This is a genomic window from Novosphingobium panipatense (genome assembly GCF_900182875.1).
GTDB lineage: Bacteria > Pseudomonadota > Alphaproteobacteria > Sphingomonadales > Sphingomonadaceae > Novosphingobium > Novosphingobium panipatense.
In genome coordinates, this window is record NZ_FXUI01000002.1 from 464,823 (window position 1) to 477,881 (window position 13,059).

Sequence of the window (13,059 nt, forward strand, 5' to 3'; positions counted from 1 at the left end):
GGCTTACTTGCCCTTCACTCCCCATCGGCCCATGAGCAGGGCCATTGCATCGCTGTCGGAGGCCTGTCCCGACTTCACCTTGCGCTCCAGGTTCTTCTGGACCTTCTCGGTCTTCGTCGGGATGCTTTCGCTGCCACCGGAGCGTCGGACCTTCTTCGGCGCCATCTGGACCTTCTCGCCGGTCGCCTTCTGGGCGGCCCGGTAGAGGCGTGCGTCGTTGATGATCTTAAGGACGTTCGGGTTGACGATCTGGGAGACGTCATCTTCGGGCAGCCCTGCGGCTACGGCGAACTGGACGATCTCCTTGTACATCTCGGGGCCAAAGCCCTTGATGCCGGACGTCGGGTCCTGGAGGGCACGAACGGCAGCGACAGCCTGCTCCTGGAGCTGGGCCGTCTGGCGCTCGTTGGCTTCCTTCCCGAACTGCTCGGCGGCACCCACAAGCCGCTGATAGCGGCCCTGGAGCCGGGTGTAGTTCTCCCGGTGCCACTGGAACTCGCCAGGGTCCATGCGCTGGCCTTCGAGGACCCAGTCGACGCCGTTGTAGGCCTCCAGGTCTTCAGTCACCAGTTGCAGCGATCCACGAAGGACCGTTGCTGCACGCTGGCCTACCAGCTCGGCCTCTTGGGACTTGCGGGACAGCTCGGGGCCCTGTGCCGCCATCGCTTTGAGCTGGGCGACCGTGAACTCCGTTGCCTGCCCGTCGACTTCGACAGAGACTACGGCTTCGTCTGCCACCGGGGCGGCCTGGGGAGCCTGAGGATTGTCGTCGTCGTCCCCTTCCCCATCGTCATCGTCCCCATCGTCGCTGTCGTCGTCTTCTGGGTCGTCCCCATCGTCGTCGTCGTCATCGTCGATCGGTTGACCATCGTCGTCGTTCTGGTCGTCTTCGTCTTCGTCTCCCTCGTTGCCCTTAGCACCCTTCGGAGGGAGCATGGAGGCCATCAGGGAGGCCATGGCGTCGTCATCTGACGGGCCAGTGTTGGTAATGTCATCCGCTGGGATGCTCATTTTTCACTTTCAGTATTCGGCACCTGTTTCCTCCTGGAAGAGGTCGGTGTCGTCGGTGCCGGGGGTTGATCGCGTGGCATTCTCGGCGATGGCCTGACCTTCAGACTGGATTGAGACCAGCTCTTCGGTCACGGCTGCGAGGCCACGAGATAGGTTGTAGAGGTGCTCCCGCTGGGCGGTGTCGCCTGGGGCGCTCCTGAGGATGCCCTCCGCGCACTGGGAGCGGACCCTCTCGATGGCGAGAAGGTACGCGGGGCTCTCCAAGAGAGAGGCGGCTGCCTCCCCCTCGGTGACCTTGCGCAGCTCCTCTTCGGTGAGGTGCGTGTCGTCCATATTCCCTTAGCTGTTGGGAGACGCGATGGCTGTGAGCTTCGTGTTCTCCGGGGCGGCGGTGATCTGAGCGTGGAGAGCAAGCTCCAACTCGGCCAAGGCGATGTCGATCCGGTTGGCCGTCTCGCGGTCCTTCCGGTCTTCGGCCTGTTGACGTGCGGCCATGTCGGCTTGCCCAGTAAGGCGCTTCCATTCCAGCTCGGCGTTTTCGCGTGCGATGGTGTCCATGACCTGCTGCTCGCGAAGTGCCTGCTGGCGTTCCATGACTTCGGCTTCCTTCTGCAGCTTGGCGATCTCTGCCTGCTGCTTCGGGTCCTGCTCGGGCGGCCCCAGGGTCTCCGGGTCTGCCAAGTAGTCGGCGACGTTTTTGACGCCCTTGATGTTCAGGGTGTCGCGCCACAGGTTGTAGGCCTGCTTCTCGCCATAAACGCGGGCCATCTTCGGGCTTCCCTGGAGTGCTTGATGCAGGTCGGCCATGTCAGCCACCACTTGGTCACGTTCGCCGTACCCGAGGGACATATCGACGGAGACGTCGCGGCGGGCCTTCCAGGCTGCGGGAGTGATCGGGACGAACTCGCCACCGATCTCCAGCATCTGCTTCTGGCTCTCGTTCTCCAAAGCCAGCTTGTAGACCTTGAGGTAGAGCTGGGAGACGAACTGCAGGGCGAAGTTGCGGGCGATAACCTTGGTTCGGGTCTTCGACGCATCGGACAGATGCTCGACCAGCCCCTTGCTGTTCTGGTGGCTCAGGGCCTTCTTATCGAGGCCTTGCGACAGGCGGGAAATGCCCGTCGTGTCCTCTCGGTCGCTGTCCACCATCTGGATCGTCTGGAGGACGAAGGGGTTGATGGGCGACTGGGGAAGAGGCGCCACGCTAGAATTGACGTCTCGGACGTTGACCACGCCGCCCCTGCGGTTGTCGAGCAGCTCGCGGGGGTTCGCTACGCCGCCACGGGCAACCTGCCAGCGGGGGTTCGTCGCCTCGACAGCCTGCTCCAGGATCGCACGGGTGAGCGTGGTCTTGGTGTTGGCATGAGGGATCGTGCGGGCTGCGAAGTTGTTCCCCCAGAACGTGTGAGGGATTGGCTGTGGGACGTAGGCCAGGAACGGGTGATCCGAGACGCGCTGCTTATCGAGCATTACGTCGCCACAGTGGACCACTCGCCATAGCTGCTGGCTGCCGGTGCCCAGAGCGTCGATGCGGATGTAGCTTTCGTACACCGTGACCATCCGACTGGCTTCGTCGGGAAAGTCGTCGTCGCTGTAGAGGCCTGTGAGGGTGTCCTCCTCGCGCTGCATGACTTCGGTGTCGAGAGCCAAGTCGTCGTCGCCGGTCGTGATCGAATAGACCAGCTCCATGTCGTAGCCGTCCTCTACCAGCTCCCCGAGGGTGCAGCGGTAGCGGTGAGCAAGGTATCGGGCCTTGTCGAGCTTGCGGGTCCTGCCGCCGATGATGAACTCTTCGGGCGGTACGGCCTCGAAAGTCACCTGTGAGCAATCGGTCACCACTTCGTATTCGGCGTCGATCAGGGGCTCGCCGTTCGGGCCTTCGGTCACCTTCGGCTTGCCCGTGAGGCGCACGTTGGGCTGCGAGAGCTGGACGGAGGCCTGCTCATACGGCACGCCCTTGAGGCGATAGACGTCGACATCCTCGCGTCGGTCCCAGAAGACCTTGGCGATGCCTGCACGGCACGTCAGGCCGTCGTGGACGATGTCCTGGAATGACAGGAGGCCATCATTGCGGCGGTGGACCGCATATTCGCAGTAGGCCGTGGCATGGCGGGCAGGTACGATGTCCTCGGGGCCCTGGGGGGAGAATTGGACAATCTTAGAGCCTGCGCCGAAAGTCTCGACGATCTCTGCCTTCATGGTCTCGACGGAGAGGTAAACGTCCTGGGAGACGAACTTGGAGCCGCCCTCGCGCATTGGAAGGGGCGCCTTGCCGAGGTAGTACTGGGTGACCTTGCGCCGCTCTTCGGCGAGCTTGGTGTCCAGGAAGGCGGTGCCCTCTTGCGCCTGATGCCGACAAGCGGACAGGAGCTGTTCATCCGACAGCGCGGTCGGTTTGCTTTTCATTCTGGTATCTCGAAGTAATCGTCGTCCTGGTTCTCGATCAGTGACCAGGCGCCCTCGTGGATGTGGTTAGCGATGGCGAGCGCCATGACGCAGTCGTCGTGGCAGCCTACCTCGTGCTCGATCTTCCCCGTCTTGGGGTCGGCCACGAAGGACGTCATCTCGTCGATGGTGGTTGCGTCGTTAAGCTGGATCACGTCCTCGCGGACAGCGGAGCGCAGCTCGTCGATGATAAGGGGGCGGGTCTTGACGTCGGTGTAGAAGCCAAGCTCCTCCCGCGTCTCGTCGGTGGTCTTGTCGTAGACCTCCCGGACATAGAGGTTGCCGTAGGTCTTCGTTTCTCCCTTCACCATGATGCCCGTCTTAAAGAGCAAGGTGTTGGGCAGAATGCCGTGGTTGTTGAACTCGATGCCCATTCGGGCCTCGTTGAAGAGCATCCCCAGATGATAGAGGATCGTCGCCAGGTAATCGGGCTCGACCTTGCCGCGCCATACGGCCACCTGCCGCTTCTTGCTGTCCAGGACCTGGGCGACCGACCAGTCCCCCTCTGAGTTGTCGCCCTCGCCGCCCGTCCCCTTGGAGACGTCGACGCCGATGGTGTACTCTTCGTGAGGATTGATCTCGGCGTACATGAGCAGCCGCCCTCGCGGGTCCGGCTTCATGGTCTGCTCGATCGGGCAGTAATCCATCCGATGAAGGATGTCGGGCAGGTTCTCCAGGCGGGCGTGTAGCTTCATCAGGTTGAACACGGGGGCGCCGGAAGTCAGGAAGGCGTCCTTGGGGAACGTCGGGTATTCCTGGTTCCACAGGGGCTCGCCGTCGAGGGCGATCTTTCTGCGGCGGAAGAGCAACTGCTCGTCCGTCAGTACGTCGCCGTATTCCTCCAGGACCTTGAGGGCCAGCTCGTGCTCCTCATGGGTACGAACGAAGTCCTCGGTTACCGGGATGGCGTACTTCTCGTCCATGAACCACGGAATGAAGCACAGGAGGTAGCCATTGGTGCCCTGCTGGGCTCCCTGGCAAATCTCGTAGAACGGGCCGGACATACCGCGTGCGGTACTCTCGACGAATACGAAGGTGTCTTCGACCTCAGGAATGGCCTGCAAGAGGCCGTTCATGATCTCCCGCGCCTTCCCCTTGGGCCATAGGCCTACCTCGGAGAGGTGGGCCAGCTGGAGGGTTTCGCCGCGACCGACAGTATCGGCGCCTGCGGTTGCGACCATGTAGCCACTGTCGAGCTTGTCGAACTTCAGCTCTCGGGCGTTTGCACGCTCGGTGTGAGGCTTGAGGAGAGGGATCATCTCCGCATGGAAGCGCTTCGTCATATCGAAGAGTGCGGAGGTGGCCTCTCCCTTGTGGGTCACGACGATGCCCTTGGTGGCCTTGTGCTGGCTAATCCACCAATACAGGAAGCCGCCGATCACGGTGGACAGACCCAGCTGGCGAGCCTTCAGGATCACGATGCGGACTCGGCCCGTCTCCTTCCACTGACGAATGACCATTTCGAGGAAGCGGAGCTGGGCGCGGTTAAGCTGGAAAGGGATGACCCTGGCGTCTTTGGTCCTGATCTTTAGGACCTTGCGGGCGTAGAACTCGTAGTCTTCTAGGAGCCGCTTGCGGGTCGCCTTCCGACGCTCCGCGTTGGCTGGGGAGGACATCAGTCGTCGGCGATCTCGTCGAGGTAATCCTCGGCGGTCTTAACGGTGATCTCCTGCTTGGAGGTCGGCTTGGCTTTGGTAAAATCCAAGACCAGGCGGGCAGCTGCGAGCTTGAGCTTGGCGTCCTCCTGGGTGCGGAGGATGACCATGCTTTCCTTAAGAGCCTCGACGGCTCGCGGGTCGTCGGGAAGTTGGTCGTTTTCGGCCATCTTCTTCATGATCCTTTCGACGATGATGGTTTGTTCGGCCTTGCGGGCCTCGAATTGTTCGACGGTCAGGGTGCGGGGGACGCCAACGCGTCTTCCACCGCTCGGACCTTTCCGTTTAGCGGCGAGCTTGCGTGCGTATTCGCTGCGTTGCTCGGGGGTTAATCCCGCCCAGGGGCCGCGTGGGGCCGCCTTGGGCTTGGGCTCAGGGACTTCCACCCTTCCGGCCAGGGCTTCAGCAACGAAGTCCTCGACCTTCGGGATGTTCTTAGCCCCCTTAGGACGGCCACGGGGCCGCCCGGTTGGCTTGGTTGGCATAGAAACCCTTGAATTGTGGGGGCCGGTTCAGGTACTCGGAGCGGATGCCCAACGAGAAGCGACCCATGACAGCGCAAGAGCGGTACGATATGATCGACGAAGCGCTCACGAACGTCTTGCGGGCAGGCAAGGTCGAGGTGACCGACCAGTTTATGTACCATATGCAAGTCTATGAGCGCTGCGTGAGGGCCGCTCTCGACCTGCCTAGTTCGGCAAACTAGAGCCGTCTTCGGCGGGCACGTAGGCCCGTAGAGCAGCCTCCAGGAACGTGGGCTCCTGCGACAGACGCTGCCGGAAGGCTTCCTTCGCCTCCGGCGAGTAGCCCGGACCCTGGTATTCCGGGAAGTCCTTCTTAACGATGTCGTCCAGCGTCAGCCGGTGCCCGATGGAGTGGTTGCTGAGCGCCTGCATGACCCGGTCAATCGGCGACGGAGGGGCCTTCGGGGCACGTTCGGCTAGGGCGGCCTTCATGCCTTCGAGGTCCCAGGTGCGTGCGGCGCCTAGCGCACCTCCCCTCTTCACCATCTCACGCTTGCCATAGGCCGTCGTGCGCGGGTCCGGCATGAACTCGGCGGCTTGGCCTCCGAAGATCAAATCGTCAGGTAGGAGCCCCGCCTTCTGGTCGGCGAAAACTGTGTCCTCGACGGATGCAGTGCGGTTGGTTTTCCCATGCGGTCCAAAGTTGAGCCAGCTGTTCTGCCCCAGGGTCTCCGAAGCGAGCGCTCGCTGGGCTGCAGGACTGAAGGTGGGCAGGTGCTGCAGATAGGCATGGTTCTCGCCGTTAGCACGGAAGCCTACACCCTCCTTGGCGTGGCCCAGTGCGTCATGGACAGCCCGGAACGCGTCGTTGTAGGTCACGTCCTTGCCGCGCCACTGGACGCCAGGGACCGTCTCCAGGAGCGGGTTGTCGGCGATCATCTCGGGAGTGAGCCTGTCGCCGCTGCCGAAGCCTGCAGAGGTCGGATAGACCTGCATCTTCTTGTTATCGCGCAGGTCCTGGATCGCCTGCCATACGTGGGGGTACGGGTTGTCTTCCGGGTCCATAAAGCTGAACGTGTAGCCGCGCTCCTGAAGGTCCTTCAGCTGATCAGCCACCTCGGCCTTTAGGGCGCTGTATGCTTCCGCGACCTCCGGGTCTGCCGGATTATGCTCCATCTCATCATAGGCACGGGCTACGCGGGAATGGAACGCCTCGTCAGCCGGGGCGTATCTGGTCGGCGGGGTATAGTTCAGCCCCCTTTCGCGGGCGTACTCCTCGGCCATTGTGCGCAGAGGATCATAAGGGCCGAACGTCACGCGCTCGCCGTTGATCTTGGTCGTCGTGGGCGCCCCAGGGAGAGGCTTCTCGCTGCGCGTGACCGGCAGGGGCTCGAAGGCAACCGCAACATCTCCAAGAGTGTCATTGGTCACCCGGTAACCCGCGTAGCCTGCATCCTTGATAAGCTGCTCAGTGATACCCGCGCCGCTGTAGGTCCGGTCACCGTAGACGTAGCGGCCCGCAGGCGTCCGCTCCAGTTGGTCAATCCGCTCCGTAATCCAGCTCTTGTCGCCATTGGCGTCGAAATAGCGTTCAGGGTCTATCTCGGTATCGTACTTGTAGGGGCCGAGGCCCCCCTCCTTCTTGTACGGACGCTTGACGCCCTCTCCTTCGGCAAGGCCCAGATAAGTGCGCGGAGGTGCGGAACTCATCTCAGCCCGCTCTGCACGGGAGATGAAGCCAGCCTTCCGGTTCTTGCCCCACTTTGTCGGGTCGGTCTCAGTGAGGTCCGGTGTGTCGGACCAATGGCTCGCCTTGATCGGGACAGCGCCCTTCTCGTCGCGAATGAGGTCGGCGAGGACGCCCTTGGTCTTCGTCGAGGCAAAGCGCGTGGCAGCCCCTGCGGGCGGATGGGGAGCGACGAAGGCGCCGTCGATCGGAAAGGCCTCCGGGAGGCCGCCGATAAGTTCAGAGGGCCGCATATGGACGCCCATGAACTTCGCCGTGGCCTTGTCAGCCTCGGAGCCTTCCCACGCGTTGTCCGCTGCCTGAGCAGCCCAGTCGGTAGCATGACCGGCGAGCTGCAGAGCGCCGACAGGGACGTCAGCCAGGGCAGCGAACGCCCTGTTGAAGATGCCGAAAGGTCCCTGAGCATCGGTCCCCAGCCAGCGCTTAGTCTCGTCTGACATCCCCAGGCCGCCGTCTTTGCGGATGCGCTCGGCCACTGAGGGGTTCGGTTTGCGCTTCGCCCCCGGCTTCTTCGTGGCCTTCGGCTTGGAGGGGGTCCAGGTGTCCGCCACGGATTTGTCGAGGGACTTGGCGCCTGGCTTCAGGGGCCCATTGTAGTCTGGGAGCTTGTACGACGCCCAGACGTCATCGAACGCCCCTTTCGGGCGCTTGGTAGTCGTCATTTATAGGTCCGGGAGGTTGGGGGGCCGAGGGTTATCCCCCTGCCCCTCACGGTTGGTTGAAGTTCTTGTCCGGGTCGTGGCCGCTCGGCTTCAGATTGGAGCCGTAGAGCGCGGTCGTGCCGATGCTTGCCTTGTGGAGGAGGTCGGCAAACCTCACGTCCTTCTCAGCCTGGGCAGCGATGGCCGCCAGGGCCTCTCGTACCGTTCGGGCGTCACTGGCCGTTATGACCCTTGCGACTTCTTCCTTCACGCGGTTGCGGTAGGAGGGAGCCATGCGTGCCACTACGGCGCCGAGGAGACGATCACGCACGCCGCTGAGGGTAAGCGGGATGTCTGAGGCGGAACCGTTGAGGTCATTGTCGAGTGCCTGTCGAGCTGCCGTCCTAGAGTTGCCCGCCATCTCGTTGAAGTTGAGATTTCCCTGGTGCTCGTATTCGAGCCGCTCCTGGAGGTTGCGCACGCCACCAGTGTTGCCGGTCATCTCAGAGAGAGCCGCCTGCTTTGTGTCGTCGCCGAGCATCTTTCGGACGTGGTTTGCCGTGCTTCCATTCGGGAACTGGGCGCCATATCGGGAGGCCTCGTCGGCCATCGCGGTTCCGGCAGCGGTCGACCAGGGACCACGGGCAGCGTCAGGCATCGCCCGCATCTGCGCATTGATCTCGTGGCCGGAGAGCTTGCCTACTTCGCGACCGTTGTTGAAGCCGTCGATCATCGCCATGTCGTCGCCGTAGCCTTGCACGGCCTGGCGATAGTGGTCGTTCTGACCCATCAGCTCCGTTCGGAGGTCGCGGGCCCGGTTGTTGATGTGGACGGAGTTGGTGGTGCTCTCGATCCTGCCGGTGACGGGGTTGACGTGGGATGCCGCCCGCCCGTTGTCGGACATAGCGCGGATTACTTGGTCGTAGCCTTCGGTCGAGAGGCCATTATCGAGTGCCACGTAGCCCCGCTCTGGGAGAGCGAAGTGCGGGACGTTCGGCGGAAGTCCCCCTGCGTCACCCTCGAAGTACCGGAAGCCCATGGCGGTCGGGTCCTTCGGGAGGCCGGTCGCCGGGTCGATCTGGTTCTGGATGTTCTCGTAGGCCTGCGGGAGAGCCCTGCGGAAGGCGGGGATCTGCTCAATAGCCTGGATCGGAGGGGTGCGGTACATCGGCTGCGTATAGGCGGCCTGGTAGTGAGGCGCGGCGGCAGCTGATGCCTCCCGCTTCGCCTGCTCGACGTAGGCGATTGGGTCGGTGGTCGTGGGCAGCGTTTCAGCGACGTGTTGCCGCACGCGGGCGGCTTCGGAGGCCTTCCGGGTGTTCAGGGCCTCTCGGACCATGCTTTGGCCGGGGCCCATGCCCCTGGAGGACCAGCTCGTCAGGTCCCGCATGTCCTGCGTCACGTCGCCGACCATCGCCGGGACGCCGATCGCGTTGCGGTACGCGACCTCTTGTCCGATTGCCTCGGGGTTGGCCGGACGGCTTGGGATGCCGGGGCCCCGTGCGATCTCGCCTTGGTTCATGTGATGGCCGAGCATTCGGCGGGCCTGTTGGACGGCTGCCGGTGCTCGCTGCTCCGTCGCTCCGATCATTCGATCGACAACTCGCCCGGTGCGCTGCGCTACAGCGTCAACGCCGGGGACGTGCTCACGGGCCCATCGGCCTGCAGCCCCCATCCGGTCGAAGCCATAAGGAAGAGCGGCGCCGACAGCCAGGCCTGCGCCCCCATCGACGACAGCGTTGCCTCCACGGGTGCCGAGGTCGAGACCTTCGCCCTTACCGGCACCTGCGGCTGCACCATAGGCGGCACCAATGCCTGCGCCCTGGGCAACCTTACGGCCCATGCTGGCGCCCTTCAGTGCTCGGCCTGCCGGGAGGGCCATCCCTGCGACCACACCGGCTCCAGTAGAGACAGCTTTGGCGGTCGGATGGTTCTTGGCGAAACTCGCCTGATTACGCTTGTACTTCGCCTGGGCATCGCGGAACGCCTTGCCCGCGTCCCCGCCTGTGACGAAGGCTTTGGCTGCCCTGGGGGCCGCGTACAGCTCGTCCATCCAATTGGGGGCAATGTTGTCCCACATATTGCCTGCAGCGTCTGCGGCGGTGTCGACGAAGCCTTTGTAGCGGTCCCAGAGCCCCGGCTCAGCCTTCGGGGCTGGCTTGGAGGCGGGCTTTGGGGCTGGCTTGGGGGACGGTGCGGATTGCTGCTTCCGCTGCCAGTAGCGGCTTGCGGCGGCGGCGGCCTGCTTAGGATCGTCAGTGGGGACGTTCACATAGGAGCCGTCCGGGAGTTTGACGCGTGTCTCGCTCATTCGACGATGTTTCCTTCGAGGTCGATGGTGACGGGTTTCGCCCCCTTCGCGCTCGGAGGTGGCTTCGGGAGGCTCTTGGTCCTCGGTTTCGTGCGTCCGCTCATGCGGTCGGCGTACATGCCTTCGCCGAGCGTGAGGTAGCTCTCGAAGGTCTGCCCCTTGGCATTCGGGTTGCTCAGGGAGCCGTTGCGGGCGATCCACTGGGCCGTGAGCTTAGCGCGGAGCTGCTCAAGACCGGATTGGTACATCGCGTCCTTTACGATGCGGGTGTTCTCGCCCTGGGTCTTGTACGGCCCCAGTCCGGCTAGGCGGATGAGCGCCATGTCCTTGTCGGACGCGGCACCCTTCACGTTGGCGGAGTTTTTCAGAGCCGCCGAAGCCCCCACGGTGGACAGCTCGTCCATAGCGCCGAGTGTTTCGTCGTCTTCCAAGGCGCGGAATGGTGTGCCGAGGATGCCGCCGATCTTATCGAGGATGCCCCCGTCCGGCTTCGGAGTGATAGCGTCTAGCCAAGCTGCCTTCGTGGGGCCGCTGATCTTTTTGATGGCGTGGCCTGCCGAGCGATAGCTCCGCATGGCGTCACGTTCGGCTGCCGCCCGAGACTGCGCAGCGATGAGCGCCTTGCGGTCGTCCGCACTGGTCTTGGCGGGGCCGCCAGAGGAGGCCGGTGGTGTGTATGAAGTGTCGACGACGGCTTCACCGTTTCGGATAACGATGCGCCGCTTGCCATCCTTGGAGATGGCGGTTTTGCCCTCGTATTCGGGTCCGTAGGTTGCCATAGTTTACTGCCAGATGAAGCCAGCCGGAGGCCTGGTTTGTGGTGCCCGCCGAGAGGCTGGCGGTTTGTCGATGCGCTGTTGGCCTTGGCGCAGACGCTCGGCGCCCTGCTCCGTGCGGACCTGGAGGGCCCGTTCGGCGCGGTCATTGGTAATTGCTTGACCGACCGTGGTCCCCATGTTGCCCATGACCGTCGCGTAGGTGGGATCGTAGCCAGGAGGCATCCCTGTCACGTCGACGCCTCCGAACATCTCCGGGTGTTCCATCAGGGTGGCGTAAGCTGCCGCCCGCTCGCTCTCGGGCAACTGCCCGATCGAGTAGATGGCCCGCGCCCTCTGGTCGATGACGTCCTTGGTCTTGGGGGCACGTTCGGCGGCGGCCTTCGCGTCCAGGACCTTTGCGAACTCTGGCACCTCGCGGATGACCCGCTGGCCGTCCGACGTCGTGGTGATTTCGAAGCGATCATCCGGCCCGCCGTAGGCGATCGAGGGCCGCTCGGCCTTCTCCTGGGCCCTGAGGTCGTCCATGCGGCCTGAGAGTGCCTTTCCGGCTGCGCCGAGGCCGTCCGAGAAGTTGTGGCCGCTCAGGAATCCTGCACCGATGTCGAGGAGCGTCTGGCCGAGGTTCTCTTTCGAGAATGGGCCTCTCCGCTTGGCACTGGGCGGCGCTGATGGAAGGCTGGGGCCGCCGAGAACCTCTTCCTGGTCGGTTTCGGGGGCGCCGCTCTGATCCGGCAGCGTCTGCATGAGGTCTGCCCAAGGGATGCCTGCGCCCGTCAGCTCGCCGGGTTCGGCGGTGCGTCCAACGGCCCACGGGGGAGGCTTGGGCAGCCCCCTGCGTTGCGTGTTGAGCATTAGAGTTTCTCGTAGTTGACGGTAAGGAAGCCGTTGATGGGCTCGCCGAGGGCGTGCGGTCGGATGCTCTGGACCTCATCGGCCATGACGCCGAAGTTCACGGTGTCATCCGGCTCCCAGATGTAGGACCAGGTGTAGATGCCCAGGCCGTCAGCCAGCTCTCCGACCTTGCGGATGTTGGTCTTGAGGCGGCGGTCGGAGAAGGACTTTGCTACCCCTGCGGCTGTCGAAGCGGCGCCGAGGACCTGGCCCAAGATGGAGCCCGAGGACTTCTCCTTCGTCTTGCTCGACGAGGTGCCGCTCTGTCCCCATTGGTTGGAGCCGACGATATTCATGTACTTGGAGAGCTGATCGAAGGCGCGATTGTCGTTGCCTTCCCAGCTGGCGAGGTCGGCGTCGAGCTGGCCCTGTCGGTCCTGCTGATCCAGGGCGTTGGCCGCGTTGATCCGGTCGAAGGCACCATAGCCCGCCTGCGTGCCCGCCGAGAGGGCGTCGATGCCCTGCTGGCCGAGCTGGCCGTAGGCGTTCGCGGCGTTGAGGCTCGCGGCAGCTTCGTCCTTCGCCAGGCCGAGACCTTCACTGTATGCCTTGCTGCGGAGGTTCGCGCCGATCTGGGCGATTTCCTCGGCTGCGCCTCGCTGGGCGATGCCCGATGCGATACCGGCACGCGATGAGTTGATGTTGCCGCCTGCGCTTGCCGAGCGGTCGACCGAAGGGAGGATGTTCTCCGTCAGGTTCCGCCGAACGTCGCCTGCAGCGGCGTCAATCTGGTCCTGGAGGTACGGGCTGTCTGCGTACCTGCGGGCAGCGGAAGTGATCGCGTCGGTGGATGAGCCCGAGATGTATTTGTCGATCATGCCGCCCGCTTGGGTAGCGTATCTGGCCAGGTTGGAGCCGATCGACGACATCTGGTTCGCGGCGTTCATGCCGGTGCCAGACGCGAAGTTGGTCATCGCCTGGAGGGCCTTCTTGGCCTCGTCGGACATACCCGCGTAGAGGTCGCCGGAGTACCAGGGGGTGCCCTTGGATGCGTTGTAGGCGTCGGTTGCGCCTTGGAAGGCAGTGTCTAGGTAAGGCTTCTGGTAGCTGCTCGGGCCGCTGTCGAAGCTCTCGTTGGTGGTGGTAGTCTTGGAGCCACTGAAGAGGCCCATGGG

The 13,059-nt window shown here is 63.7% G+C and carries 11 protein-coding genes; 1 reads left to right on the forward strand and 10 read right to left on the reverse strand.

All coding sequences use genetic code 11. From position 1 onward, the window contains the following. Positions 1–3: 3 nt before the first annotated feature. The 5 genes from QOL62_RS05145 to QOL62_RS05165 are packed head-to-tail and all read right to left on the reverse strand — an operon-like array spanning position 4 to position 5,596. Complete coding sequence (locus QOL62_RS05145; RefSeq protein WP_283405431.1) at positions 4–1,011, reverse strand: hypothetical protein; 1,008 nt, start codon at positions 1,009–1,011, stop codon at positions 4–6. A 9-nt stretch (positions 1,012–1,020) separates the two neighbouring features. Further along, a complete protein-coding gene (locus tag QOL62_RS05150) occupies positions 1,021–1,344 on the reverse strand; it encodes a hypothetical protein (RefSeq protein ID WP_283405432.1) in 324 nt (107 codons plus the stop codon). A gap of 6 nt (positions 1,345–1,350) precedes the next feature. Beyond that, entirely contained in the window at positions 1,351–3,417 is a 2,067-nt protein-coding gene (locus QOL62_RS05155) for a portal protein (protein WP_283405433.1), read from the reverse strand. Further along, positions 3,414–5,072, reverse strand: a complete 1,659-nt coding sequence (locus QOL62_RS05160; protein WP_283405434.1) for a terminase large subunit — start codon at positions 5,070–5,072, stop codon at positions 3,414–3,416. The genes QOL62_RS05155 and QOL62_RS05160 overlap by 4 nt, the downstream gene beginning before the upstream one ends. Further along, on the reverse strand, positions 5,072–5,596 hold the full coding sequence (locus QOL62_RS05165; RefSeq protein ID WP_283405435.1) for a hypothetical protein: 525 nt from the start codon (positions 5,594–5,596) through the stop codon (positions 5,072–5,074). Before QOL62_RS05165 ends, QOL62_RS05160 begins: the two co-directional genes overlap by 1 nt. 65 nt (positions 5,597–5,661) lie before the next feature. Between QOL62_RS05165 and QOL62_RS05170 the strand changes: the two genes are divergently transcribed. Next, positions 5,662–5,817, forward strand: coding sequence for a hypothetical protein (locus tag QOL62_RS05170; RefSeq protein ID WP_283405436.1), 156 nt, complete (start codon positions 5,662–5,664; stop codon positions 5,815–5,817). On the opposite strand, the gene QOL62_RS05175 is transcribed toward QOL62_RS05170, so the two are convergent. The 5 genes from QOL62_RS05175 to QOL62_RS05195 are packed head-to-tail and all read right to left on the reverse strand — an operon-like array spanning position 5,801 to position 13,056. Continuing rightward, entirely contained in the window at positions 5,801–7,984 is a 2,184-nt protein-coding gene (locus QOL62_RS05175) for a hypothetical protein (RefSeq protein WP_283405437.1), read from the reverse strand. The two genes, QOL62_RS05170 and QOL62_RS05175, sit on opposite strands and share 17 nt — an antisense overlap. A gap of 46 nt (positions 7,985–8,030) precedes the next feature. Then, positions 8,031–10,274, reverse strand: coding sequence for a hypothetical protein (locus QOL62_RS05180; RefSeq protein WP_283405438.1), 2,244 nt, complete (start codon positions 10,272–10,274; stop codon positions 8,031–8,033). Further along, positions 10,271–11,053, reverse strand: coding sequence for a hypothetical protein (locus QOL62_RS05185; protein WP_283405439.1), 783 nt, complete (start codon positions 11,051–11,053; stop codon positions 10,271–10,273). The genes QOL62_RS05180 and QOL62_RS05185 overlap by 4 nt, the downstream gene beginning before the upstream one ends. A gap of 3 nt (positions 11,054–11,056) precedes the next feature. Then, positions 11,057–11,905 (reverse strand): hypothetical protein, encoded by an 849-nt coding sequence (locus QOL62_RS05190; protein ID WP_283405440.1) that lies wholly within the window; start codon positions 11,903–11,905, stop codon positions 11,057–11,059. After that, positions 11,905–13,056, reverse strand: coding sequence for a tail fiber domain-containing protein (locus QOL62_RS05195; RefSeq protein ID WP_283405441.1), 1,152 nt, complete (start codon positions 13,054–13,056; stop codon positions 11,905–11,907). Before QOL62_RS05195 ends, QOL62_RS05190 begins: the two co-directional genes overlap by 1 nt. Positions 13,057–13,059 lie beyond the last annotated feature (3 nt).

Bases quoted from the DNA above. Each gene is read 5' to 3' on its own strand.
- QOL62_RS05145 (WP_283405431.1), bottom strand. From the start codon at position 1,011: ATGAGCATCCCAGCGGATGACATTACCAACACTGGCCCGTCAGATGAC.
- QOL62_RS05150 (WP_283405432.1), bottom strand. From the start codon at position 1,344: ATGGACGACACGCACCTCACCGAAGAGGAGCTGCGCAAGGTCACCGAG.
- QOL62_RS05155 (WP_283405433.1), bottom strand. From the start codon at position 3,417: ATGAAAAGCAAACCGACCGCGCTGTCGGATGAACAGCTCCTGTCCGCT.
- QOL62_RS05160 (WP_283405434.1), bottom strand. From the start codon at position 5,072: ATGTCCTCCCCAGCCAACGCGGAGCGTCGGAAGGCGACCCGCAAGCGG.
- QOL62_RS05165 (WP_283405435.1), bottom strand. From the start codon at position 5,596: ATGCCAACCAAGCCAACCGGGCGGCCCCGTGGCCGTCCTAAGGGGGCT.
- QOL62_RS05170 (WP_283405436.1), top strand. From the start codon at position 5,662: ATGACAGCGCAAGAGCGGTACGATATGATCGACGAAGCGCTCACGAAC.
- QOL62_RS05175 (WP_283405437.1), bottom strand. From the start codon at position 7,984: ATGACGACTACCAAGCGCCCGAAAGGGGCGTTCGATGACGTCTGGGCG.
- QOL62_RS05180 (WP_283405438.1), bottom strand. From the start codon at position 10,274: ATGAGCGAGACACGCGTCAAACTCCCGGACGGCTCCTATGTGAACGTC.
- QOL62_RS05185 (WP_283405439.1), bottom strand. From the start codon at position 11,053: ATGGCAACCTACGGACCCGAATACGAGGGCAAAACCGCCATCTCCAAG.
- QOL62_RS05190 (WP_283405440.1), bottom strand. From the start codon at position 11,905: ATGCTCAACACGCAACGCAGGGGGCTGCCCAAGCCTCCCCCGTGGGCC.
- QOL62_RS05195 (WP_283405441.1), bottom strand. From the start codon at position 13,056: ATGGGCCTCTTCAGTGGCTCCAAGACTACCACCACCAACGAGAGCTTC.